23 protein-coding genes and 1 pseudogene are annotated in these 26,133 nt (G+C 39.3%); 15 read left to right on the forward strand and 9 right to left on the reverse strand.

Features of this window, described 5'->3' with window-relative positions:
* Window positions 1-86: 86 nt before the first annotated feature.
* The 15 genes and pseudogenes from H6G57_RS05195 (at window position 87) to H6G57_RS05265 (ending at window position 19,027) form a co-directional block, all read left to right on the forward strand.
* Window positions 87-2,972, forward strand: coding sequence for a PAS domain S-box protein (locus H6G57_RS05195; protein WP_190516584.1), 2,886 nt, complete (start codon window positions 87-89; stop codon window positions 2,970-2,972).
* 173 nt (window positions 2,973-3,145) lie between these two features.
* A complete protein-coding gene (locus tag H6G57_RS05200) occupies window positions 3,146-4,000 on the forward strand; it encodes a sterol desaturase family protein (protein ID WP_190516586.1) in 855 nt (284 codons plus the stop codon).
* 54 nt (window positions 4,001-4,054) lie between these two features.
* Window positions 4,055-4,240: pseudogene (locus tag H6G57_RS05205) on the forward strand (ATP-binding protein); the annotation flags it as partial.
* 226 nt (window positions 4,241-4,466) lie between these two features.
* Window positions 4,467-5,138 carry a class I SAM-dependent methyltransferase gene (locus H6G57_RS05210; protein WP_190516588.1) on the forward strand — a complete coding sequence of 224 codons (672 nt, stop codon included), beginning with the start codon at window positions 4,467-4,469 and terminating at the stop codon, window positions 5,136-5,138.
* Between the two features lie 76 nt (window positions 5,139-5,214).
* On the forward strand, window positions 5,215-6,366 hold the full coding sequence (serC, locus tag H6G57_RS05215; protein WP_190516589.1) for a 3-phosphoserine/phosphohydroxythreonine transaminase: 1,152 nt from the start codon (window positions 5,215-5,217) through the stop codon (window positions 6,364-6,366).
* Between the two features lie 11 nt (window positions 6,367-6,377).
* Window positions 6,378-7,784, forward strand: a complete 1,407-nt coding sequence (locus H6G57_RS05220) for a class I SAM-dependent methyltransferase (protein WP_190516591.1) — start codon at window positions 6,378-6,380, stop codon at window positions 7,782-7,784.
* A gap of 53 nt (window positions 7,785-7,837) precedes the next feature.
* Window positions 7,838-8,308, forward strand: coding sequence for an aspartate 1-decarboxylase (gene panD, locus H6G57_RS05225; protein WP_190516592.1), 471 nt, complete (start codon window positions 7,838-7,840; stop codon window positions 8,306-8,308).
* A 79-nt stretch (window positions 8,309-8,387) separates the two neighbouring features.
* Entirely contained in the window at window positions 8,388-9,479 is a 1,092-nt protein-coding gene (locus tag H6G57_RS05230) for a TauD/TfdA family dioxygenase (RefSeq protein ID WP_190516594.1), read from the forward strand.
* A gap of 173 nt (window positions 9,480-9,652) precedes the next feature.
* Window positions 9,653-10,777 carry a mechanosensitive ion channel family protein gene (locus tag H6G57_RS05235; protein ID WP_190516596.1) on the forward strand — a complete coding sequence of 375 codons (1,125 nt, stop codon included), beginning with the start codon at window positions 9,653-9,655 and terminating at the stop codon, window positions 10,775-10,777.
* Between the two features lie 487 nt (window positions 10,778-11,264).
* Entirely contained in the window at window positions 11,265-12,269 is a 1,005-nt protein-coding gene (gene egtD, locus H6G57_RS05240; RefSeq protein ID WP_190516597.1) for an L-histidine N(alpha)-methyltransferase, read from the forward strand.
* 49 nt (window positions 12,270-12,318) lie between these two features.
* The gene (ovoA, locus tag H6G57_RS05245; protein WP_190516599.1) at window positions 12,319-13,707 is read left to right on the forward strand and encodes a 5-histidylcysteine sulfoxide synthase; all 1,389 of its coding nucleotides are present in this window, start codon (window positions 12,319-12,321) and stop codon (window positions 13,705-13,707) included.
* A 129-nt stretch (window positions 13,708-13,836) separates the two neighbouring features.
* The gene (locus tag H6G57_RS05250; protein ID WP_190516601.1) at window positions 13,837-15,423 is read left to right on the forward strand and encodes a mechanosensitive ion channel family protein; all 1,587 of its coding nucleotides are present in this window, start codon (window positions 13,837-13,839) and stop codon (window positions 15,421-15,423) included.
* An 87-nt stretch (window positions 15,424-15,510) separates the two neighbouring features.
* Entirely contained in the window at window positions 15,511-16,092 is a 582-nt protein-coding gene (locus tag H6G57_RS05255) for a hypothetical protein (RefSeq protein ID WP_190516603.1), read from the forward strand.
* Between the two features lie 132 nt (window positions 16,093-16,224).
* The gene (pstS, locus tag H6G57_RS05260) at window positions 16,225-17,244 is read left to right on the forward strand and encodes a phosphate ABC transporter substrate-binding protein PstS (RefSeq protein WP_190516604.1); all 1,020 of its coding nucleotides are present in this window, start codon (window positions 16,225-16,227) and stop codon (window positions 17,242-17,244) included.
* Between the two features lie 82 nt (window positions 17,245-17,326).
* Window positions 17,327-19,027 carry an iron uptake porin gene (locus H6G57_RS05265; RefSeq protein ID WP_190516606.1) on the forward strand — a complete coding sequence of 567 codons (1,701 nt, stop codon included), beginning with the start codon at window positions 17,327-17,329 and terminating at the stop codon, window positions 19,025-19,027.
* A gap of 52 nt (window positions 19,028-19,079) precedes the next feature.
* Here H6G57_RS05265 and H6G57_RS05270 read toward each other — a convergent pair whose 3' ends face one another.
* The 9 genes from H6G57_RS05270 to H6G57_RS05310 all read right to left on the reverse strand — a co-directional run bounded on the left by H6G57_RS05270 (window position 19,080) and on the right by H6G57_RS05310 (window position 26,119).
* Complete coding sequence (locus H6G57_RS05270; RefSeq protein ID WP_190516607.1) at window positions 19,080-19,610, reverse strand: DUF937 domain-containing protein; 531 nt, start codon at window positions 19,608-19,610, stop codon at window positions 19,080-19,082.
* Between the two features lie 76 nt (window positions 19,611-19,686).
* Complete coding sequence (locus H6G57_RS05275) at window positions 19,687-20,085, reverse strand: response regulator (protein ID WP_190516609.1); 399 nt, start codon at window positions 20,083-20,085, stop codon at window positions 19,687-19,689.
* 84 nt (window positions 20,086-20,169) lie between these two features.
* Window positions 20,170-20,547, reverse strand: a complete 378-nt coding sequence (locus tag H6G57_RS05280; RefSeq protein ID WP_190516611.1) for a response regulator — start codon at window positions 20,545-20,547, stop codon at window positions 20,170-20,172.
* 7 nt (window positions 20,548-20,554) lie between these two features.
* Window positions 20,555-22,408 (reverse strand): response regulator, encoded by a 1,854-nt coding sequence (locus H6G57_RS05285; protein ID WP_190516613.1) that lies wholly within the window; start codon window positions 22,406-22,408, stop codon window positions 20,555-20,557.
* A 182-nt stretch (window positions 22,409-22,590) separates the two neighbouring features.
* Complete coding sequence (locus H6G57_RS05290) at window positions 22,591-23,166, reverse strand: Uma2 family endonuclease (protein WP_190516614.1); 576 nt, start codon at window positions 23,164-23,166, stop codon at window positions 22,591-22,593.
* A gap of 64 nt (window positions 23,167-23,230) precedes the next feature.
* Window positions 23,231-23,806, reverse strand: a complete 576-nt coding sequence (locus H6G57_RS05295) for a Uma2 family endonuclease (RefSeq protein ID WP_190516616.1) — start codon at window positions 23,804-23,806, stop codon at window positions 23,231-23,233.
* A gap of 41 nt (window positions 23,807-23,847) precedes the next feature.
* Window positions 23,848-24,192, reverse strand: a complete 345-nt coding sequence (locus H6G57_RS05300; protein WP_190516618.1) for a DUF2887 domain-containing protein — start codon at window positions 24,190-24,192, stop codon at window positions 23,848-23,850.
* A gap of 3 nt (window positions 24,193-24,195) precedes the next feature.
* Entirely contained in the window at window positions 24,196-25,530 is a 1,335-nt protein-coding gene (locus H6G57_RS05305; RefSeq protein WP_190516619.1) for an ArsB/NhaD family transporter, read from the reverse strand.
* A 97-nt stretch (window positions 25,531-25,627) separates the two neighbouring features.
* Window positions 25,628-26,119, reverse strand: coding sequence for a hypothetical protein (locus tag H6G57_RS05310; RefSeq protein ID WP_190516621.1), 492 nt, complete (start codon window positions 26,117-26,119; stop codon window positions 25,628-25,630).
* Window positions 26,120-26,133: the final 14 nt, after the last annotated feature.

A 26,133-nucleotide genomic window follows, 5' to 3' on the forward strand; every position in this document is an offset into this window, starting at 1 on the left:
TTATTCCAATTATAATAAAGCTATCCCAAATCGATTTAGGTTTATTTTATAGGTTGAAAAAACTGGTATAGTATTATGATTGCTTTATGAGCGAAAGAGCAAGTTTACTTCAACGCTGCTATCAGGGCTTGGCCAACATTCCGATCCGAGTGTTGCTGACAGTTCCATTTATGTTGCAATTGGTGGGAGCGGTTGGGATAGTCGGTTATTTGTCCGATCGCAGTGGACAGCAATCAGTCAGGGAACTGGCAGACCAACTCACGCAACAGGTATCGCTACGGATTCACGATCGCCTCACCATCTACCTGCACACCCCCCAAGACGTTGTAGCCGCAAACTATTTGGCAGTACAGCAGGGAACCCTTGACCTGAAAAACTTTGAGCAGCTACAACAGCAATTTTGGCAACAAGTTACCCTTAACCCCTTAATCGAAGGTGTCCTCTTTAGCAACGAGGAAGCAGAAGTCATTGCTTATGGTCGTTTTCAGAGTGAAGAAATTGTCAAAGAATCGGAAAAAGTTACTGGGGAAAACTTGTCGGTTAGTATGCCTTTTTTCTATAGCTTGAAAAGTAACGATCTCGGTAAACGGAAATATTATTTGGTTGACCCCAAAGGCAATCCTCGCAAACTCATCTATACCTTCAAGATTGATAACCGCATAGCTCCTTGGTATCGCTATGGCAAAGCTGCTCGTCAACAAACTTGGTCGCCCATTTGTGTTTACAAGATTTTACCGACTTTAGGAATTTACGCCCTCACTCCCATCTACGACGCTACCGGAAAATGGCGGGGGGTTTTTGCTTCTGATTTTACCCTGGCTGCACTCAATACCTTTCTGAATCAGCTAAAATTCTCACCCTCTGGACAGACTTTTATCATGGAGCGTTCTGGCAATTTGGTTGCCACATCTACCCTAGAGCTACCCTTTGTGAAGCCAGCTTTAGGGGAACCAACGCGATTATTAGCGGTAAATAGCAAGGATACCCGAACACGAGATATTGCTCGGCAACTTACCCACAAATTTGGCAACTTGAGTACCCTGCAAACAACCCAACAACTGACGCTGATGAGTAACCACGAGCGGCAGTTTGTCCGGGTGACTCCTTACCAAGATCCATACGGGTTGGATTGGCTGGTGGTGGTGATCATTCCCGAATCCGATTTCATGGCAGACATTCATGCTAATACCCAGCGAACCTGGCTGTTGTGTGGGCTAACTTTAGTCGTGGCAGCAGGGACAGGAATGTTGAGTGCGCGTTGGATTGCTATCCCCATTCGTCGCTTGCAGCAAGTCGCAGAAGCTCTTGCCGAAAGACAGTTAGATTATCCAGTTGAAATCTCTGGAGTCGGTGAAGTAGCACGGCTGACGATCGCGTTTCAACGGATGGCGCATCAGCTTAAAACGTCGTTTCGATCGCTGCAAGAGAGCGAACAACGATTTGAGCATCTTCTGCACAACGTTCCAGTGGGAATCAGCGTCTTTGATAGCACCGGAAATCAAATTTTACTCAATCAACTCGGTGAAACGATTTTAGGGCGAGGAAATCTTCCCAACTTGTCCCTTGAACAACTATCCGCAGCCTATCAAATTTATCAAGCAGGAACTAATCAACTTTATCCTGTAGACCAGTTGCCAGTTACACAAGCACTGCTCGGCGAGACAACTTTCGTAGATGATATCGAAATCGAAGTCAAGGGTGAGCGAGTAGCCCTGGAGATTCATGCCATTCCGTTTTTTGATGCAGCAGGCAATCTTCTCTATGCTATTCTTGCCTTTCAAGATATCACGAAACGACGACAAGCCGAGCGGATTTTAACCGATTATTCCAGAGAGCTAGAACACCAGATTGCCGAACGCACCCAGGAACTCCAACGCAGTGAAGAACGGTTTCGCAGCTCCTTTGAAGATGCTCCTATCGGCATGGCATTAGTAGCGCTTGAGGGTCAATTTATTCGTGTCAATCGATCGCTTTGTCAAATCCTGGGTTACTCTCAAGAGGAATTGCTGACCAAAACTTTTCCAGAAATTACCCATCCTGATGATGTGGCAACGAATTTAGAGCAAGTACAAAGAGCGATCACAGGTGAAATTAACATCTACCAAGTGCAGCAGCGGTATTTGCATCAACAAGGTCATATTGTCTGGGTTCTGGTGAATGTATCGCTTGTCCGAGATAGCCGGAAAGATCCTATTTACTTTATTGCCCAAATTCAAGATATTAGCGATCGCTATGCGATCGAACAAATGAAAAATGAATTTATCTCCATTGTCAGTCACGAACTACGAACTCCCCTGACTGCCATTCACGGTTCTCTCGGTATCTTGGAATCAAGACTCTATCACAACAATTCTGAAAAGTTTAACCATCTGATTTCAATTGCTCTTAATAATAGTGAGCGACTGGTGCGATTGGTGAATGATATCCTCGATTTAGAACGATTGGAGTCGCAAAAAACCGAGTTGGTGAAGGAAGCTTGTGAGGTGACGGATCTGATCGAGCAAGCCGTTGAAACTGTGCAGCCTCTAGCGGATACTGCTAAAATCCATCTGGATTGGACACCGCTTGCTGTCTCGGTATGGGCTGCACCAGACGCGATCGTGCAAACCTTAACCAACCTGTTGAGTAATGCTATCAAGTTTTCGCCTGCGGGTAGTACAGTATCAATAAAAGCAGAGGTTGTCGAAGCGATGGAGAAAGTCAGGGAGAACACCCATACTCCACTACCTTATATTCTCTTTTCTACTTGCGATCGCGGACGAGGGATTCCTGCGGATAAACTCGAAACAATTTTTGGTCGATTTCAGCAGGTGGATGTACAAGATTCCCGACACAAGGGAGGAACGGGGTTAGGACTTGCTATTTGCAAGAGTATCGTTCAACAGCACCAGGGACAGATTTGGGTAGAGAGTGTGTGGGGCACAGGAAGCACCTTTTATTTTACCTTACCCGTTCAGCCACAAGGGGAATGATCGAGAGAATGGGAAATTTTCTCCTTCTCATATATTTCTTATATTTTTCCTCTACCTTGCTTAGTTGATAGACCTTCTTGAGTAAGAGGACAATGTAATGTTGACAAGCGAGCATTCCAAAAGATTAGCTTCTACTAAAACCTTGCCAATAGTTAACAGCTACAATGAAACAGATGCAAATAATTTTAAATTTATGTTTTGAGATTGAATTTTATCTCAAGATTGCTATTAGTTGCACAATAGTTCAGCAGGTATTCTATTTTCTGTTAAACAATGTCGAACTCAACTTTTTAACAGAGGTGCTGTTGTACTGGTTCGTTGGTTCAATATCATTTTATTTACTTGGTATTCTCATTGAGAAAGGAATCAAAAGCAACGATATTTTGCGGGATAAACTGACTGCAAGGGTTAAGCCAGTAAAAAAGCAAGCATTTCCTTCATTTACCCTAAAAGGAATCATTACAGGGGAAATTAAAGCTTTTATATCCGCGTTAATAATTCTATATCTAGCTCCCGAAGTTCATAGAGGAAATAGCTTACTCCTCAATCTGGGATGGTTTTTGATGAGAATAGTTGCTGCTGATTTCTGTTTTTACGTCGCCCATTGGCTCTTGCATAAAAAATTCTTGCTGAAAATCCATCTTAAACATCATGAGTTTCGTGATTCATCAAGTTTTGTCGCTGGACATAAGAGCCTTATTGAATATATTATTGTCACCATCACAGACGTTTTGCCTATCTTTATATTTGGATATGACATCACTCAAATCTGTGCCTGGACTGTTATAGGCAATGCTTACAATTTAGAAGGTCATAGTTCTTTGTCAATATTTTTCATTCCCTCAGATTTTCACGATCTTCATCACAGTGATTTTAAGGGAAACTATGGGATTCACGGATTTTGGGACAGGGTATTTAACACACTGAATCCTCCTACAAAGAAGCCAGGAATTATGTTCCCTGTGAGTCTTCTTGAGAAGAGAATCATCAAGTCTTCTATTAGTGTGGCTGACGCACCCTCTGATTAAAGTCAAGGGGATTCTCAAGCATCTGTTACGAGGCAGACTGAAGCCCTGGTTCTCCAGCTTTCTTCGAGCTTCTTCGACTCCCGACACAAGGGAGGAACGGGGTTAGGACTTGCTATTTGCAAGAGTATCGTTCAACAGCACCAAGGACAGATTTGGGTAGAGAGTGTCTTGGGAGCCGGAAGCACCTTTTATTTTACCTTACCAATTAACCAGGAAGCGGTATCTTTGGCAGGGGAATGACATCAGAAAATCAGAAATTTTCTTTTTCTCATATTTTTCATATATTTTTCCACTACCTTACTTATTGATGCTTAACTGGCATAGCGATCGCCGTGATGAAGAAACCAATCCACTTAATGTAGAAACTTGTTTTGATGTGGAGACAGAACGGTTGCTCAAACTGTTCGAACAACTGGCTTGAGATTTTATATACCAAAAACCCATTAATCGAGGTTTCTAAAAAACAATGGAAAGTACAAATATTTACGAACAGGAAAAAGGTCTGGCAATTCTTGAATATCAGAATTATCCTGAAGCGATTCAAGAATATATGGCACTGGAGGAAGCTTTTCTATTAAAGCATTTGCAAGGAGCTAAAAGTCTGCTAGAAATAGGCTGTGGAGATGGTCGGTATCTGAAGATGCTTGCCCCAGTTGTGGGAGAAATACTCGGCATTGACTATGCTGAATATCTGGTCAATGTTTCCAGAAACAGAACCAAGAATTTGCATAATGTTGATGTGATTCTTATGAATGCCAAGGATTTACCATCTCTTCTGTCTAAGACCTATCAATTTGCCACTTTAGCTTGGAATACCATTGGTAATATGTCCCCAGAAATTCATCCAGATGTGTTTAGGGGGCTGAGTCAATGGGTTGAAGAAAAAATTTTTATTTCCACCTATCAATGCAGTGATGCCGTCATGCAGGAAAGATTGAAACTGTACGAAAATTGTGGCTACAAAGTAAATAGTATTAATGGAAATAAGGTGATTATGGAAGATGGACAACATACTGCTTATGCTTATCCCCTCAACTATTTTCAAGAGTTACTGGAGTCTAATCATTTCTCAATGGAAACTTACGCTCTAGGTTTTTGTGGGGTAATGATTGTAGGAACTAACCAGAATTTTAGGTAAAAATTAATCGGAATTTTATAAAACTTAACTAAATAGCTCGGAATTAATCAGTTGCTACCCAAAAATTATCAAAAACATGATATTTCCCCCAGAAACTCAAGTACAAAAAAACTTTTTTGATCGTCGGGCGATCAACTTTTATGCTGGCCCTGGTGCTATCCCTTTACCCGTTTTGGAAAGAGTTCATGCAGAACTGTTTAACTTCAATGGTACGGGGATGAGTGTGATGGAATTAAGCCATCGCAGTGATGAGATTCAATTTATCATTGATGATAGTGCTGAACGCATTAAGAAGTTGATGGGTTTAGATGATCAATTTGAGATTATCTTCCTCCAAGGTGGAGGATCATTGCAATTTCTCATGGTTCCCATGAATTTCTCTCAACCAGGTGATCAAATTGATTATATCGATACGGGATATTGGACAGGAAAAGCGATTCGCTCTGCACAAAGTTTAGGGAGAGACTTAAAAATTATCGCTTCATCATCTGATTATAACCACACCTCTGTTCCCAACTTAAATCAGATTCATACCCGTCCGGGCGCTAAGTTTCTTCACCTTTGTAGCAATAACACCGTTGTTGGTACTCAATTTCATAGCTTTCCAGAAATTCCGATTCCGGTGATTGCTGACATGAGTTCCGATTTTATGAGTAAGCAGATTGATGTTAGCAACTTGAGTGTTATTTACGCCCATGCTCAAAAAAATGTTGGACTCGCCGGGACTACTATTGTCTTAATTCGCAAAGAAATGTTGACCAAAATTTGCGAGGGCCTACCTGAATTTTTCGACTACCGCACCCATATTAAAAGCAAGTCTAATTATCATACTCCGCCCTGCTTTTCAATTTATATCACTTGGCAGATTTTACGATGGATTGAAGAAGATATCGGGGGACTGGAAAAGCTAGGAAAAATTAACCAGAAGAAGGCTTCATTACTTTATGATTTTATTGATTCAACGTCTTTATTTCATTGTCCTGTAGAGCCATCTTCCCGTTCTCAAATGAATGTGGTTTTTACAATTCCAAATGAAAGCCTAGAAAAACAGTTTATTTACGAAACTTCTCAAGCGGGAATCATTGGAGTAGCCGGACATCGCACTAGAGGAGGATGTCGGGTTAGTCTTTATAACGGTGTCACCCTAGAAGCAGTAGAAACGCTGATATTATTTATGAAAAAATTTGCCAAGCAGCACTCGAACTCAGTAACTCAAGTTATTATTTAGGTACAAAAACAATGAAATTAAAAAAATTCACCGAAGCAGAAACCGAAGCATTTTACGATAGTGAAGATAGTCTATATCGAAGTTTCTGGGATGAAGAAGGCAGTCTCCATTGGGGGTATTTTGACAACTTAGAAGACTCTCAGCCTGAAGAGTTTATTAAGGCTTGTCAACGATGGAATCACTATATGCTCGAACAAAGCAAAATTGATGCCTCTTCCAAGGTGTTAGATATTGGTTGTGGCAATGGTAACACCGCGATTTGGCTGGCGCAACAAACGGGTTGTGAAGTTGTTGGCATCGATCTAAGCGGTGTGCGAGTTAATAATGCTCAAGAAAAAGCTAAAAATTATCCTCACCTGCATATTTCCTTCGAGAAAGCATCTGCAACTAACTTACCTTATGACGATAATTCCTTTACCCATGTTTGGAGTCAAGCCACAATTTATCACATTCCGCAAAGGGAGAAAGCATTACAAGAAATTCAGCGAGTTCTTCAAGAAGGGGGAATATTTCTCTTTGATGATTTGATAACGCCTACCCCAGAAATTAGCCCTTCGGGTTGGCAATATGTTTACGAAAGATTACTTTTTGAACCTACTTTTAGCTTTGAGAGTTATGCAGATTTCCTCAGTCAGTTAGGCTTATTGGTTAGGGAAAAAGTAGACTTGAGCAACCACCTCAAAAAAAGCTATGAATTGCTCTCTCAACTGGCTTTTGAAAAATATCCAGATTTAAGCATAGCATATCAAAAAATGTGCGAGGCTATTGATAAAAGGGAGTTAGGATGGGGATTTTATCTTTGTACGAAAGTTAGCGATCGCTTAACTTGGATTTACGAAACAAATGATAAAGAAACCTTACGGAATAAGTACAATGCTTGGGCGAGAATCTATGATCAAGAATTAGATGAATCCTATCGGGTTTCTCCGATTAATTCAGCCCAAACTTTAGCCCAATTCTTGCCCCAAAAAGATGCAATCATCCTCGATGCTGGTGCAGGTACAGGAATGGTGGGAGAAGCGCTTGCCGAACTTGGATATACCCAAATTGTAGGAGTCGATCTTTCCGAGGAAATGCTAGAAATTGCTCGAAAAAAACAAGTTTATCGGGATTTGTACCTGGGAAACTTAGAAGAAAAATCCCTAAAAACATTTGACAAGGAATCATTTGATGCCATTATTTCTGTAGGCGTTTTCACCTTTGGTCATGTTCATCCCCAAGCTTTAAAAAATTTATCTTCTTTGTTAAAGTCTGGAGGCTATTTTCTCCTAACGGTGCGAGAAGACTACTACAATACTAATGAATCTTTAAAACAGGTGCTAGAAGAGTTGTCATGGCGTTTAATTGAGCGGAAGGAATTTAATGCCTTTGAAGTAGAACCTATGTATGCTTTTCTGTGGCAAAAACCTAACTCTTGACACCAATTTGCACAATCAAATCCCAACTATCAAAAGAAAATTGAGGAAAAATCATGGCTACAATTAAACTGATGCACGCCAAACTTCATCGAGTTCGGGTAACAGAGGCTAACCGTCATTATGTGGGTAGTGTCACCATTGATCAAGACTTACTGAAACAAGTCGGTATTTTGCCTTTAGAAGAAGTGGAAATTGTTAATATTGACAATGGAAATCGCTGGTCAACTTATGTTTTACCAGGAGAATCTGGATCGGGTCAAATTTGTCCCAATGGTGGCGGGGCACTATTGTGTCAAGCTGGAGATACTTTGATAATTTGGGCAAATGAACATCGGGAACGTTCTGAAGTTTTGCTGTATGGACATGAAGCGCGGGTACTAATCGCGGATGAAAATAATTGCCCTCAAGAAGTATTCTGTCAAACCCTAATTCCCAAGGGAGAAACCCTGGAATACAACGGTTATCAAACCATAAACGGGAAAGAATCCCTAAAAGATAAATTAGAGGTGCTGTTAAAGTCCTAAAATCAGCCCGAAAAACCTGATTTCTAAAGTGGGCAACCAGCCCACAAAACCTCAATTAACTAAACTATCATTCATCACAATGTTCAACCCTAATTATCTCACAGTTGAAGACAAACGCTTTCATTACATTTGGTTACGCGATAATTGCCTTTGTCCCCAGTGTCGCCATCCCACTTCTTTCCAGAAAATTCATAATATTAGCGATCGCACCACTCCTCCCAAACCTTTATCCGTAGAATTAGGGGAAGAAGAATTAACGATCGACTGGGATGAAAACCCATCCCATCAGAGTATTTTTCCCCTTTCTTGGTTGATGATTCATGCTTACGATCAACCCCATCGTCGGAGTGAAAAGGGGAAAGAAGAAAAATTTCTCTGGGACAAAAGCCGGATCGAAGCTTACTCACCCCAGTATCATGATTTTCCCAATTGCGATCGTACCTCCTGGGTTAAGGAACTTTTCCAGCTAGGATTTACTGTCCTAGAAAACATGAAATTAGAGGAATTAGCGCCTTTTCTCGCCGACAACATCGGGCCAATCTATCACACCGAATACGGAGCTTTTGCTCCGGTAAAATTCAAACCAGGAGCGAATGATTTAGGAGAAACGGGTTATCCCCTATCACCCCACACCGATTACCCGAATCGGTATAATCCCCCCTTGATAGTCTGTTTTTACATGGTAGAAAATACGGTACTGGGTGGGGAAAGCATTCTAGTAGATGGGTTTCGCATCGCCCAAGACTTTCGTAAAGATCATCCAGAATACTTTCAAATTTTAGCCCAAACCCCGATCCAGTTTCAACAGTTTTACATAGAGTTTCAATATTATTACCAGCGCACACAAACCATCTTAAAACTTGATTACCAAGGAGAAGTAGAGGAGATTAACTTTGGTCACTCCCATGCCTATAATTGGAATTTATCTTTTGATAAAATGGAACCCTTTTATACAGCTTACTCGGCATTTTTTCGTTATATCGAAAATCCCGATTACCAATACTGTATCCGCCTCCAACCTGGCAATTGTTTGTTAATGCAAAACGCGAGAATTCTTCACGGACGTAAAGCTTTCAGTGCTAACTCCGGTAGCCGACATCTTGAGGTCGCTTATTTGGCTTGGGACTACTTTACGGGACGGCATAATTTTGAGCAGTTTAAGCACTTTTAAGGGGTTTGATCAAGACAGGATTCTTCTGAAGGAAGGAATCGGTTAACTTGTAGGGGTCAATCTCATATATTTCTTATATTTTTCACCTAAAGTATTGTAGGCAAACGGGTTCACCGACGTCTCCTACGGCCAGGGAGTTGTCCAAGAAGACTATACCAGGAGATCAACTAATTATGGAACAAATTTTAAACACCCTAAAAAACATCAATATCGATGTTTCAGGTGTCCCAGTCGGCAAAATTATTCTAGTGATTCTGATCCTGACAATAACACAGGTATTCAGACGATTTTTGATCGAAGCAATTATTAAACGCATTGAGTATTTAACCCGAAAAACCGAGAGTACACTAGATGATGAGTTAATTGCGATTATCAAACCCGCCTTAAGTTGGCTGATTCTGATTGGTGGATTTTGGCTCGTCAAGGAGATTTTGGCGACCAATATTGGGCCACAATTGAGCGAAGCAATTACTAAAGTTCTCAACTTAATTGTTTTTTTCATCATTGCTTATGTAATTTATCGCAGTGCTTCAATCTTCGGGCAGCTAATTGCTAACGTCTTGCTGCGTACCGAAACTGAACTCGATGAGTTACTCAGACCCTTGATGCCAAAGATTTTTCAATCGGCAGCCATTATCGTCATCGCAATTAAAGTCAGTGAAATATTTTTAGGACAATCCGCAGCAGCACTGGTGGGTCTATTAGGGGGTGCTGGGATTACTTTAGGTTTGCTGTTGAAAGATATTGTTTATGACTGGTTTTGTACCGTTATTATCTATTCTGATGGTCTCTATCGAGAAGGCGATTGGGTTTCAGTCTCAGGATTACAGGGTTTTGTACAAATCATGAGTATAGGATTTAGAACTACAACCCTCCATGTTTATCAGTGGGGTTCAATTGTGAAAATGCCTAACTCTAAAATGATTACCGGAATCGTAGAAAATTGGTCACAAAATCCAGGTAATGAATTAAAATGGGGCATTAGTTTAACGCTCAAAATTGATAGTATTTCAGCCAAGCAAACTGCTCGAATCTGTGATGCAATTCGAGAAATGCCCGGATTTATTGACGGCTTGTCTAAAGAGATGATTGTTCGGTTTAGCAAGATTGAAAATAATGCCCGTGTGATTAACATCGTTGCTTTTGTTAATGATGACAATCTCTACTTTGATGCGGAGAAAAATTTGAACCTAGCCATATTAGAACTCCTAGAACAAGAGGGAATCGATTTCTTATATGTCGATCTCCGAACCGACCCAGAACACTATAAACAAAGTCAGAAAGCAGCCAACAATTAAATCTATAGCAATCCTATTTGAGTTGTATCCAAAATTTGGGTTCAAAAGGGAACAGGGAACAGGGAACAGGGAACAGGGATAATACTTTTGGCTGTTTCATATCAGTTTTAAATTATTACAACCGATTTGGGATTGCTATAGCCTTCCGAGTTGATCAAGGTCAAAATTTATGATTTAAAGGAAATTGGGAATAGGGAAGGGTGATAATATATTGATCTTTATCTTGATATTAAATCTTCCCTAACTCCCTTTAAAAAGGGTAGAACAGGATAAAACAGTAATTCAGGAGGATATCATCTCAGATTTAATCAGTAATTTTTGGCTTAAATTAACACAAATATATGCTTAAATTCTACTTAAGCACTACACAAATTTGGCTATTTTTTTGATTGTTAAAATGTAAAATTTTTAAAAGTAAATCTTGACGATTGATTTTGAGTATGAAATTATGTTGATAGAACATTTAAAATTAAAAAAAAGGAACGTGATGTTAACAACTTGTTTGCAAAATATTGCTCAATCAAATCAACATCTAAATCGGGAGGGTGAAGATGTTATTCAAGGATTAACTAACGAATTTAAGTATTTACCGCCCAAATATTTTTACGACGATCACGGATCAAACTTATTTGAACAAATTTGCGAGTTACCCGAATATTACCCCACTCGAACAGAAGCCTGGATTTTGAGCCAATATGCCGATGAAATTGCTCAAATTACAGGGGGTTGTGAACTGGTAGAATTAGGGAGTGGCAGTTCTACAAAAACACTATTTCTGTTAGATGCTTATCAAAAAATTGCCAATCGATCTCAATATATTCCCATTGATGTAAGCGGTGGCATACTTAACTCTACCGTTGTCAAACTACAACAACAATATCCGACTTTCTCAATTCAAGGATTAATCGGAACCTACGAACAAGCGTTAGTTAAGCTAGAATCAACCCCAGTATCATCACGGATGATTTTTTTCTTAGGGAGTTCTATGGGGAATTTTAATCCCAGAGACTGTGATATTTTCTTAAGTCAAATTGCCAAAACATTACAACCCGGTGATTACTTTCTATTGGGAATTGATTTACAAAAACCCAAAGACATCTTAGAGCCAGCTTATAACGATAGTCAGGGTGTTACCGCAGCTTTTAATCTTAATATGCTTTCCCATTTGAATTGGCGTTTTCAAGGCAATTTTGACCTAAATTTATTCACCCATCAAGCGATTTACAATCAAGAAGATCATCAAATCGAGATGTATCTGAATTGCCAAAAGAGTCATTGGGTATCCCTAGACCGTTTAGATTTAAAAGTTTTCTTGGCTAAGGGAGAATCTATTCTGACTGAAATTTCTCGCAAATTTGATTTAGCATCTCTGCAAAAACAACTGGAGTACAAGCACCTCAAAACCGTAAAAATTTGGACAGATCCAAAACAATGGTTTGGGTTAATCCTTTGTCAAGCTGGAAACGATTTTGTTGAGAAAATTGAACAATAAAACCCGATTTTTGGATTTTATTTTGAGAAAACATTTATCGTCATTACCCATGAACACCCTTGTATCTAATTGTCCTCCCAAACTAGATTGTTGCGATCGCCAAACCCTCCTCAATTATTTTCAGGAAGCTTGGCAACTCGAAGATCTACTTCTGAAAAGTTTAGTCGGAGAAGATACATTTTATCTGAATCCTGACCCTTTGAGAAATCCGCTTATTTTTTATCTCGGACATTCGGCGGCTTTCTATATTAATAAATTAATGCGCGTTGGATTATTAGAAGAAAGCCTGAATCAAGACTATGAAATTCTGTTTGGAGTTGGGGTTGATCCCGAAACACCCACCGAATTAAATCAAGCGATCGCTCATTTGGAATGGCCAGACCTTACCTCGGCTTGGCAATATCGAGAACAAGTTTTAGAAATACTATCAGAATTTATTGAAAAAACGCCGATTACTTTGCCAATTCTTCCCGATTATCCCCTGTGGGCGTTAATCATGGGAATAGAACATCAGCGCATTCACATTGAAACCTCTTCAATGTTATTTCGCCAGTTACCCATTGAAAGAGTTAAACGTCCTTCAGACTGGAAATATGCCCCTTCTAATGGTTTTACTCCTGAAAATGAAATGGTAAAAGTTGCAGGTGGAATTGCAAAACTGGGTAAAGCTTTTGATGATCCAACCTATGGTTGGGATATTGATTATGGGTCACGCACCGTTGAAGTTGCACCTTTTTTAGCGAGTAAATATCTAATTACTAATAGCGAATTTCTGGATTTTGTTAAGGCGGGTGGCTACGAAAATCAAGACTATTGGGATGAAAAATCTTGGCAATGGAAAACTGAAAATAATATCCAACATCCCAAATTTTGGCGATTAGAAAATGGGAGTTATAAATATCGCGCTCAGTTTGATGAAATGGATTTACCGTTAGATTGGCCAGCAGAAGTTAATTACTATGAAGCAATGGCTTATTGTCGTTGGAAAGGTGAAGGAACTCGGTTAATGAATGAAGCCGAGTACAATGTCGCCACTTACGGTAATGGTTTAGTAGGAGATGTAGACCATTACAATCTCAATTTTAAATTCGGTTCACCGAGTCCTGTTGGAATGTTAGAAACGGCAAAAAGTTACTCTGGACTCTATGATTTGCGGGGGAATGTTTGGGAATGGTTAAGTGATCATTTAAACCCCCTTTCAGGATATGAACCCCATTTCCTTTATGAAGACAATTCAGCCATCTTTTTTGATACCCAGCATCAAATGATGTTAGGAGGATATTGGATTACAAACGGCACAGAAGCGTTGAAATATTATCGCAATTGGTTTCGTCCCAATTTCTATCAACACGCTGGTTTTCGGATCGTTCAAGATATTAATAACAGGGAACAGGGAACAGGGAACAGGGAACAGGCAGGAAAAGAGTTCTCTATTTAGATTTTAGCATCTGTTTATGTCCTAAAACCCTAGGCGCGACTGCTATAGCTAATACAGTTATCAAGTATCCGCATTATCAGTTATCAGTAAATAGTCTATTAAACTCTTAATTTTGATTTTGATAATGAAATGAGTAACCTATTAATTATCTTGGCTGAAGTTAGCCTGGTGATCATTATTTTTCTAGTTTTGATTGGGATAGTGAGAAATTCATCCCAACTCTTAATTAAATTTTCTATCTTTAAAAGCGAAGATCCCCGAATCAAAACCCTGCGTCGCAATATCACAAGATTGTTGGTATTAATTGGCTTATTGCTGTGTATTTTGATTGTCGGGGTGAATGGGTTTTTACTCTATCAAGGTAAAAATATTCAACAATATACACTCAATTTAATTAGCCGTATTCCCCCTGAATTTTGGATTACCCTCGGAATCGGTATTGGTCAAAGTATTGGTGCTGTTGTTGTAGCAGTAATCGCCCTAAAACTGCTGAAATATTGGCTAAAAATAGCCAGCACTCGCGCCAAAAACATCGAAAGAAGCACCGCCGACGATGAAAGTATTGATGCTTTCTTTACCGCCCTTTATCAAAGAATCCGAGGCGGAATTTGGCTGGGGGTAATTATTTGCTGTACCCAATTTCTCAAATTACCCGTCATCGTTTCCGAATATCTCTATATCGGACTCCGAATCTATCTGATTATAGCAGTTGGATTACTGATTCTAAAAGCTGTTGCCGCCATTGTCGATACCCTCGATATTCTCACCCTCAAATACTCTAACTCCGATAACCTGTTACGATTTTATGCTCGTCTCCAACACCTGATTCCATTATTAAAACGGTGTCTGGAATTTGTTATCTATGTCTGCATCGCCACATTAGTAACGCAACAGATCCAATTAATCGCCCAACTCTCCACTTTTGGTCTACGAATTATTAAGATTATTGGCATAGTCTTCTTAAGTCAAGTATTATTTGAAGTCATCCACTTACTCGTAGAAGAAATAGTATTTAAAGAGCAGAATTTGACGGATATCCAAAGAAGTAGACGCTTAACTCTAATTCCTTTGTTTAAGAGTTTATTGCAATACTCAGTATATTTCACCGTAGGGATTTTTATCCTCTATACCCTTGATATTAATCCTACTCCCATATTAGCAGGTGCGGGGATTGTCGGTATTGCTATCGGTTTAGGAGCCCAGACCCTAATTAACGATATCGTCAGTGGGTTTTTTATTCTGTTTGAAAACTACTATTTAGTGGGGGATTATGTTGAGTTGAGGAAAGCCGAAGAAACAACAGTAGAAGGGATTGTTGAAGCCATCGAACTCAGAACAACCCGCATCCGACATCCCAATGGTCAATTACAAATTATTCGCAATGGTGATATGAGTTCCATTACTAACTATTCTAAACAATATGTTTTTGCAGTAGTAGAAGTTAGTGTCCCTTATGATTCTAATTTAGTTTATATCTATCAAGTTATTGAGGACATAGGACAGGAGTTAAAAGCTAATTCTACAGATATTCTGGAGCCTACACAAATTGATGGGGTAGAAAGTCTGAGCGAGTCCAACTTATTGCTACGGACATTAACTAAAGTCAAACCTGGAAAACATCTTCAGATTCAGCGAATTTTACGAAAGATATTTATGGATACCTTGTTACAGGAAAAAATTCTACTTCCGGCTAATAATGAAACTAGCGAAGATTAATCTGGCATTCTCTGAAAAAATCAGATTTAACCGAATGAGTCAAACCTTAAATTTTACCGACGTTAATCACAAGCACGGAGTCAGTTCATGAAACTAAAACAACATAAATTAATTCAAAAAATCATGATTGTTTACACAAAAAATTTGCAAAGTATATTAATCCTTACAGGAATAGCAATTTCTACCTCTTTCATCTATCCCTGTAATGTTCAAGCTCAATCTTTGACTGAGAAAGGAAATATATTAATCGCCCAAAATCTAGGAGGAATAGTCCGAGAAATTCCACTAGAAGAAGTTGCAATTCCCGCCATGTCTGCTGCAAAAACCGCAACTAATGCTGAATTTGAAAAAGCTCGAATAGAACTGAAATCAGATGGTTCATTAATCTACATCCTCCGAGGAAAAAACCAACAAGGTTTTCAAGTAGAAGTACAAGCAACTCCCACAGGTACTCTTGTTCAAGTTGATGAACAAATTGATGTCAGTGCAGTCCCTGAAATTGCCGTCAAAGCCTTCCAAAAATGGGCACCCAATGAACAACTCATCAGCACTTGGCGAAGTACCCGTCTGGGGGAATTTTACTATCAATTTGTCATTCAAGATTTTTGGTTAGAAATCGCAGCCGATGGTAATCAAATCATCATTTATCGAAAAAAAATCAATCTTTAGATTTTAGGGTAAAGGCGAGGCGCACCTCGCCGCTAGGATGAATTGGATTTGAAAATAGGTGTCCGATTAATTTAGACCCACTCTCTTTACAATTTTTAATTGCTATTAAACCTGATTTATATGACAAAAATCATGACACAATTCCCGCTCAATTTCTGGCATAAACTGTTAACGGCTACATTAACAATCACCACAATTTATTTTCCCAATAACCCAGCTTGGGCGCAATTACTGAGAGGTGCGGGTGATTCTTTTGCTGAACCGCTTTATCAGCGTTATAGCCAAGAATACCAACAGCAAACCGGAGAAATGTTTAAATATACAACCATTGGGAGTGGGGGAGGAATTCGCTTATTTATTAACAAATCTATTGACTTTGGCGGGAGTAGTTTAATTCCCACTCCCATTGAACAAAACCAAATGGAAGATGGGTTACTAATGATACCCACAGGAGGAGGAGCTTTAGCTATTGTTTATAACCTGCAACAAATCACCAGAGAAGTTAAATTATCCCGTGAGCAACTAGCAAAAATATTTACTGGAAAAATTACGAATTGGCAACAGATTAATCCCAGTTTTCCTAATCAAAAAATCCAAGTTGTTGTTTGTTCAGATCATTGTGCTACTAACTTTATTCTCACTAAATATTTAAACAGAATTACTGAAGGGAAAATTCCAGCTAGTCGAAATCCTGATTGGGGATTTAAGGTGTTTTCTAGCTTTCCCGAAGATAGTGGAATCGCTGGAGAAGTCCGTAGAATTGAGGGAGCTATTGGCTATGTGCAAAGTAACGTTGCTGTTGCTAATAATCTGTCAATTGCTCGTATTGAAAATCAGACAGGTCGTTATGTTCAACCCACTTTAGCAGAAACTCAAAAAGCTCTAGCAAATGTCAAGTTTAATGATAACTTTACCACAGAAGATATCAAAGATCCAGACGAAGGTTATCCGTTGGTAAGTTTAACTTGGCTCCTAATTTATAAACAGTATCTTAATCCCGATACGTTGCAAGCCACTCAAAATCTATTGACCTGGATTTTAACAGAGGGTCAAACTTTTAATGAGCCATTAGGGTACACCAAAATTCCAGAAAATGTTACCCAAAAAGCACAGGAAGCTATCAAGAATGAATTGAAAATTAAACCTTATTAAAATTAGTTAACTTGGCAATTTTTAAGTCATATCAATCTCATAACTGGTTATAGTTGCGAGGATTAATCTAGGGAAAAAAATTATGAAAAACTTGAATTTATCATTTCCTATAACCTCAGTGTTCCTGAGTTATCATTTATTGATTTTATCTCCCGTCTTAGCCCAAGAAAATTCTAACTTAACGTTGGCGGGAGAAGCATCTGTCAGTCATTTTCATGAATTCTCCTCCCTCACTTCTAATTCGGAAGTTGAAGAAATTTCGATTCAGGAAATCGAAACCTTATCTCGTAATCCGCCTCCCGAACTCGACGATGAAGCCCTCACCAATGTTAATCAGTTGTCTGATGTTACTCCGGGGGATTGGGCTTATGAATCTCTCAAAAATTTAGTGGAAAAATATCGCTGTATTAGTGGTTTTCCTGGGGGGAATTTTTATGGGGAACGGGGGATGACTCGTTATGAATTTGCTGCAAGTTTAAATACTTGTCTGCTGAGTATTCGGCGTTCAATTGAAAGATTAAACTCTCAATTTATTGAAAAAGAAGATTTGTTACTAATCGAAAAAATGAAAGCTGAATTTGCTACAGATCTTCCTAATCTTACTGCAAAACTGGATAACATAGAGGAGCGATTAACGTTTCTTAGAGAACATCGATTTAGTCCGAATACCGTTTTACGGGGTCGAGTTGATTTTAATTTAATTAGTGCTTTTGGTGATCAGAAAGCGGTTTCTCCTGGGAGTGATTCTAGGGAGAATTTGGATGATAATCCGACTCTATCAGGAGGAGTTGTACTGAAAATTGATACCAGTTTTACGGGGAAAGATCGATTGCGAACTCAATTAGTCGCGGGAAATATTAATGGTTTTGGCTATGGTGTGACGGGTACTGACATGACTCTTTTGATCGGTGCTATTAATACGAGTAATAATGTTAAGTTAGGGACATTATTTTATGAATTTCCGATTGGGAAGCGTGGGATTATAGCGGTTGCTCCCGTTGCGGATTTTCCGACTCGGATTTTTCCGGCTTTTAATCCTGTTAATTCCATCTCCAATTTTGGTGCAGAAAGTCCGATTTATTCTTTTGCTTTTGGTAGTGGTGGAGTCATTTACTATAATTTCACTGACAAATTAGCGGGAGGAATTAGTTATTTAACAACTTCTGCTAATGATGCGAAAGAAGGGCTATTTAAGGGTCAATATACTGTGTTGAGTCAACTTAGTTATAGCCCATCTGAACGATTAGGGTTAGCTTTTACTTATGGTCATTATTATGCCCCAGATCCGCTTTTAAGTATTAATGTAACCGGGAGTAAGGGGAGTATCTTCGCTCAATTCCCGTTTGGTGCGAGTACACCCACTTCCTCTGATGCTTTTGGTTTACAATTTACTTACAAATTGAACCCTCAAGTCATTTTTGGAGGTTGGGTGAGCTATTTTAATGCTCATGCGGAAGGCTCTCCCAGTGTCAGTGATGTAGAGGGTTCTCAGGGTTCTCAAGCGGATATTTGGAGTTGGGCTCTGACTGCGTTTGTAGGTGATTTAGGGAAAGCAGGATCGCAATTGAGTTTTGTTTTTGGTATGCCACCTAAAGTGATGAATAATGATATTGTTGAACGGGAAGATCCTGATACTTCTTTGCATTTTGAGTTATCTTATCGCTACCCAATGACTGACAATATTTTTATCACTCCGGGTTTTTTAGTCATTACTAATCCTGAACATAATGCTGCTAACCCTCCAATTTGGATTGGATTAATCCGCACTTCTTTTCTGTTTTAATTTATTGATCAAATAAGATTTATGGAGATAACTATTGGTTTGCTGCATCAGTCTATGTCTTAGACGTACCGGAATTAAGAAACAACTCGGTAGACTGCAAAACCTCACCAAGAACTAACTCAGTATCCCGATCTACAAAAGCATTGAGAACAGAATTGGAACAGCTGACTCCAGATTTACTCGCACCCATATATAATAGCCCCATCATGGCGGTCAAAATTGTGGGCAGGATACCCTGAAGCCTGTTACTACTAATCCCTGTTTTTTGAGAAATACCTTGCACAATTTGCTGATACAACTGCGGTGAAATTAGTAGGTTGATAGTCGCCGCCGTTGTTTCTGAATCTGTCATTTGAGCAATTAAATTCTCTAACGCTTGAACACCCATCATTCTCTGCTGGTGTTGCAAGATAGGACGCAAAAATCTACCCAACACTGTCAGAATTTCTTGCATCTGAGCCGACTCAATTCCTCGTTTAGTCGCCACTTGATTAACTGTATTTAATATCGTTTCAAATTGAGCCATGCTGCCTTGTTGATCAGGATTATCAATGGCATTAATTATATTCAGAAAGAGTTCCATTTTTCCCATTTATATAGGGTTTTTATTCCAGAATGATACACCCTAACAAACAAGAAATAGAATCATAAAAAATCCCTCAATCAACAAATTCAGAACCCAGACTCCAGTTCAACATTCCAGCCACTTGAATGGGTAAAGTCATTGCATTAAATGGTTTAGCAATCACACCCGCGATTCCCAAAGCTGGCAACTGATTAAACAAAAAGTTTTTGGCTTTTCCCGTAATAAAGATAACTGGAATAGACGGAGGAAATGGGTCGTTTTTAAGGGTTTGAATAAAAGTGATCCCATCAGTTTCTAAGTTTGGTGTATCTAAAAGTACAGCATCCACACGCTCAATGCACAGCTTTTCTAAGCCAGCTTGGATAGAAGCAACGGATATAACCCGCCAACCCCCAACACTGCTTAAGCAAATCTGCAAAACTTCTCGAACAGAAACCTCATGGTCAATGAGCAAAATCTGCTTATTAGACATAAAAGAAACTACTTCAGTCTTAGTTTTTTTAAAATATAGCTTAGAAATATAAGAAATAGATGAGAACACTGTAGCTTGAACTTTCTAAACGCTCCACCCCAAAATTTCAGCTACCTGTTTCCAGACTTGTCTTGAATTGAAAGGCTTAATAATCACTCCGGCTACCCCCATGGCAGCAAAGCGACGACGATCGCTCGGTAATGCTTTAGCCGTCAGCAAAACAACTGGAATCATCTGAGTATTTAGATCGGCTTGCAAATGCCCAAAGCACTCAAACCCGTCCATATCCGGCATTGAGATATCGAGAATTATAGCATCAAAGGGTTCTGTCTTCGCTTTGAGTAAGCCTTGCTGCGCTGAGGAAGCCTGCATCACTTTCCAACCCCCAAAGCCTTCAAGGGACATTTGTATCACGTCTCGAATGTCTGCTTCATCATCAATCACCAGGATGTGTTTTGTCATTGTTGTATCAATAGTTTAAATCCAATTCGACTGCTTGGGATAATGGCTTAATCCGGCTGATGATTCGTGTTACTAACTCAGCCTCAACCACAGGTTTCCCAAGCACATCATTAGCACCAACGGCAAATGCTCGTCCCATTGATTCAGGGTCTGTGTGGGCTGTAACAACTAGAATAGGCAGTTGGCTATATCGGGGATCTTGGCGCACAACTCGGCAAAGCTCTAGCCCATTGTAAGTCGGCATCTCCAAATCTAGTAGTAGCGCAGCAGGATCAGTTGTGGTCAGCAACGCCCAGAATTGATCGGGTTGAGCCAGACAAATTACCTCGAATCCTTGCGATCGCAGCATCCGCGCTAGTGTATCTAACATGACGGGATCATCATCCACAATCATCACCTTTGTCTCTAATCGTTCTCTCGTTGGCAGTGAAGGTAATACCTGAATCAGTGCTTCAAAGACTTGATTAGCAGTGACAGGCTGTGAAAGATATTGCTCGACTCCCAAACGGGCAACCGCGACCCGCTCGTCTAAAGAATCTTGCCCTGACAGAATGACAATCGGAATAGCTGGATAATCTACCTTTAAAGCCTGCAATAACGCCAAAGGATTGTCCGCCCCATCACTACCCAGAGCCAGCAGAATCACCTCTGGAGTAGTTTGTGTTAAGCGATGCAGCACTGTTGAATGAGCGCTGACGATTTCCATCCTCAGTCCCCATCGTGGTGCTTCAGTGGTAAAGTCTCTTGTGAATACAGTATCCCTTCCGACTGCCAGCACCAAAGAATTAGAACTGAACTCCTCCGTTGGTAATGTAGGGGGAAGTGCTATCAATGCCTTCAACTCAGCTAATAGTTGTGAAAAGCGAGTCCCTTGCTGTTCTTCTAGCAGGGAATTGTTTTTGAGCAGATGTTCGATCGAACGAGCAATCTCCGATCCTTTCCCATAACCAAACGTTCCCAGTCCACCCACTAACTTATGGGCTTCTTCTCTACCCTGCGACTGTTGTTCTAAACTCAACTGATGGGTTTTATGGGCGATTTCGATGTCCTCCAAAACTCTAATCCTCTGCTCCAAGGACAATCTAAATCGTTCTTCTACAGCATCCTCTGAAACAAAGATTCTTTCGTGGGTTTGAGTGTTCTTTTCCCCTTTATTTTCCTGCACCTCCACACTGTTTTCCACCGTCGGTGCTGCTTTAAGCCGATATCCTAACCCATGAACTGTCTCAATCACTGTTTGATTAATTCCTGCGGCTTTTAACCGACTTCTTAAGTCTTTAATCAAAGTTGTGACAGCGGCTTCTGAAGGCAATTGGTCGCTCGACCAAAGCCGATCAATAATAGCATTGCGGCTAAAAATGCGCTCTTGGTGTCGCAGAAATAGTTCGAGCAGCGTGTACTCTTTCGGTCTAAAGGTGATTTCCTGCTGCTTATACGTTACTTTCATCAAAGTCGGATCTAAACATAAATACCCCCAACTCAAGACGGTCGCAGTTGCATAATCCCCACGGCGTAATAATGCCCGTATCCGTGCCAAGAGTTGATGGGAATTAAAGGGTTTAATCACATAATCATCGGCTCCAGCATCCAATCCTGTAATCACATTTTCCGGGGAATTTTGAGCCGTGAGCATCAGAATCGGAGTTTGATTACCAAGCGATCGCAGTTGACGACAGAGGCTAATTCCATCTACTTTGGGAATTAATACATCAAGTAAAATCAGATCATAATCCCACTGCATTAACAACTCTAATGCCAATTGCCCATCACTCGCTAAATCGACGGCATAACGATGGGCTGTGAGAGTCACGCAGAGCATCGCTGCTATTGATTGATCATCCTCAATTAATAGAATTTTCATTTATATTCTTATCAGTCTGGGATCAAGTTTTTTGATATTTTATTTTGTTGATGTCGGAAAATTTAACTGATCGGCTTACCTTTTCCCCCAGGGATTAGTCTCAGACTAAATCTTTAAGTCTGATGGGAATTTTCATGGGAATTTTATCGATTTAAAATTATAGAACTTTTTAAATCGTTCTATTACCAAATGAATTGAAGGTTTAAAACAAATCCAGGTAAAACATCTTCTCCTGATAAGGTTGAAGGATTCTCTAAAATTTCCTTTTCTTGTCCTTGACGATAAATTTCAACTTGGCGGTTTTGGCGATTAATTAACCAACCTAACCGACAACCATTATCTATATATTCCTGCATTTTTTCTTGTAAAGGTTTTAAAGAATCCCTAGGGGAACGCAATTCTATGATAAAATCAGGACAAATGGGGGGAAATTTCTCTTGCTGTTCTGGGGTTAAAGCTTCCCATTTGGCTAAGGGTATCCAAGCCGCATCGGGGGAACGCTCTCCATCATTAGGAAGTTTAAAACAAGTGGAAGAATCAAACCCTATTCCGGTTCCGTCAGTATCCGCCCAATTGGCTAATTGTTGAGCTAATTTAAAATTCCGGTTTCCGGTTGTTCCCCCTGTGGGTGGCATAATAATTAAGTCTCCTTTGGCGGTTCGTTCTAATTTTAATTCCCGGTTTGCGATACAAAGTTGATAAAATTGTTCATCGGTAATCGGGGCAATTTCTGGGTTATTTAAAATTAAGGGTGTCATGTTTTTATCTCCTGGGTCAAATTTGATGATTGAAAAAATATTTAATTCTAAAAAAATACTTATTTTACCAAATTAATTGAAGATTCAAAACAAATCCAGGTAAAACATCTTCTCCTGATAAGGTTGAAGGATTCTCTAAAATTTCCTTTTCTTGTCCTTGACGATAAATTTCAACTTGGCGGTTTTGGCGATTAATTAACCAACCTAACCGACAACCATTATCCATATATTCCTGCATTTTTTCTTGGAGGGGTTTCAAAGAATCGCTAGGGGAACGCAATTCTATGATAAAGTCAGGACAAATCGGGGGAAATTTCTCTTGCTGTTCTGGGGTTAAAGCCTCCCATTTGGCTAAGGGTATCCAAGCCGCATCCGGTGAACGCTCTCCACCATTAGGAAGTTTAAAACAAGTGGAAGAATCAAAGACAATTCCTAATTGAGTTTGTCGATTCCATAACCCTAAATCTAGGTTAATATCTGAGTTACGTTTTCCAGTTCCCCCTCCGGTAGGTGGCATAATAATTAAGTCTCCTTTGGCGGTTCGTTCTAATTTTAATTCCCGGTTTGCGACACAAAGTTGATAAAATTGTTCATCGGTAATCGGGGCAATTTCTGGGTTATTTAAAATTAAGGGTGTCATGTTTTTATCTCCTTGAGTATGGTGATTAAAACTAAACTTATTTAGCAGCTATTTTTAAATTCACTTACGTCAAGCATAGTTTGGATTTCCTCTAAGCTAAGGTTGGGAAATTTGTACACGACGATAGCCTGGATAAATTCTATCACTTTTTGCCGGAGGATTTCATCGGGTAATAATTTAACTTCGAGAACTTTTTTATCGGGAAGGCAACAGAACATTTGCGGAATGTGGGTTGCAAGCTTATTAAACATTTCACTTGCCTCAGAAAACATTTCACTATTTTTAAATTCATAGATAATTTCACTTAAGGTAATAAATCCAAAGTTAAGAGCATCTTTAGAGTGGAAAACAGTAGAAATTCCTCCTCCTATTCCTACAGAAATCATGAATTAACTTTTAATTAGAAACACAACCGTAACATATAAAATCGCTATTAGCAATTGGACAACTGTTACCGGAATTCCATACCGAAGAAAGGTTTTAAACGAAATAGTTCGTCCATGTTGTTCTGAAATTCCAGCCGCAACAATATTAGAAGAAGCCCCCACTAATGTGCCATTTCCGCCTAAAGTTGCTCCAAACATCATCGCATAAAATAGCGGTAATACTTCCGGGGGGAACTGTCCGCTAAAGGCAGGGTCAAGCACTTCTGCACCCACAAATCCCACATTCACTAAATATTGTTTTAACAAAGGAACCATCGCTACCACTAAAGGAATATTCGGTATCACACTCGAAATAATCCCGACTGTTAATAAGAGTAAAATTGAACCCAAAGCAATATTTTTTCCTAAAATAACTGCCAAAAGCCCTGATAAACTGTTAATCACTCCTGTTTTTTCTAATCCTCCAATTAAGACAAAAATTGACATGAAGAAAATTAAGGTACTCCAGTCTAAATCCCGCAAAATATTATTAACCGTATCAATTTTACTATGATGGGCTAACATTAAAGCTAAAGCTGCCCCTAATAACGCCACCGCCGCCGGAGAAATGGGAACAGGTAGGGTTTCTCCAATTACAAAAAATGTTAACACAAACACGATAATAAATCCCCCCATGGCTAAGGTTCGAGGGTGATTAATTTGAGGATGGGGTAAATCTTCTAAATGTTCAAATTTAGTATTCCAAGTTTTACGAAATAAAATTGGCAATAAAATCACCACGCTGACAACGGCTAATATTCCCCCAATACTTAAGCGTTGTAGATAATCCACAAAGCTAATATTAATTGAATCTCCGACAATAAACGTGGCTGGATCTCCGACTAAGGTTAATAATCCGGCACTATTAGCAATGAAAACCATTAAAATTAATAACGGGACAAAATCAATCCCTAAATCTTGAGCAATGGGAGGAATTAAAGGCGCTAATAACATTACCGTTGTGGCGTTGGGTAATACGGCACAAATGGGAGTAGTTAATGCTACTATTCCTAATAGTAATCGTTTGCCTTCCCCCTTCGCCAACCAAATCATTTTAACCGCTAAATAATCAAAAATTTTAGTCGGTTCAAAGGAACGAACTAAAATCATTACCCCAAAAAATAAGGCTAAAGTTGCATAGCTGCGACTAATATAAGTCACAGCTTCAGTTAAAGTCATAACATGGAGAAAAATCAGGAGAAGCGCACCTAAAAATGCAGCAATGGTCAGGTGTAACCATTCCCCCATGATTAAAATAATAACTCCAACAAACGTAATCCCAGCAATTAAAGAATCCATTGTTTTTATTCGCAATAGGGGGTTAAATAAATAGAGATATCAATATTAATGAATTGTTTTAAAGATATCGCACTCTAAAAACAATCATTTTTACTGATTAATGAGTCTGTTTGTCTGATGGAGAAATTGAGCTTAGTTTGGCGGTAAAATTGAGCGGTTTTGATAAGGTTTTATCTTGTATTTTACCCTTCAATATTTTTTCTTTAAATTCTCCTGTAAGTGTTAATAAATTGGGATTTTGGTAGACTTCTGATGAACAGAATAATAACGAATTTGAAAGTCCTGATAAGCTCATTTCTTGATCCTTGAACTTGCCATTTAATGCAATTTTATCCAGGTTATATTCGGATTTTTCTACGGATAAATTGGCAAAAATATAAATCCCTGACTGTTCAATTTTTAGAGTTAAATCTTTATCTTTTAAACAGTTGGGAGGGGTGTCAAGCTTTATAGAATAATCACCCCCAATCGTTACAGGTGCTTTTAATTGGCTTTCTCCATAGGCTGTAACCCCTTTAAATAGAAGTAATACTGAACCCATCATAGTTCCATAAAAAGCCAAGGATTTTAAATTAAAATGGTTGTGCATAGTTCGATGATAAT

Origin of the sequence: Planktothrix sp. FACHB-1365 (assembly GCF_014697575.1) — a bacterium.
Classification (GTDB): Bacteria; Cyanobacteriota; Cyanobacteriia; order Cyanobacteriales; family Microcoleaceae; genus Planktothrix.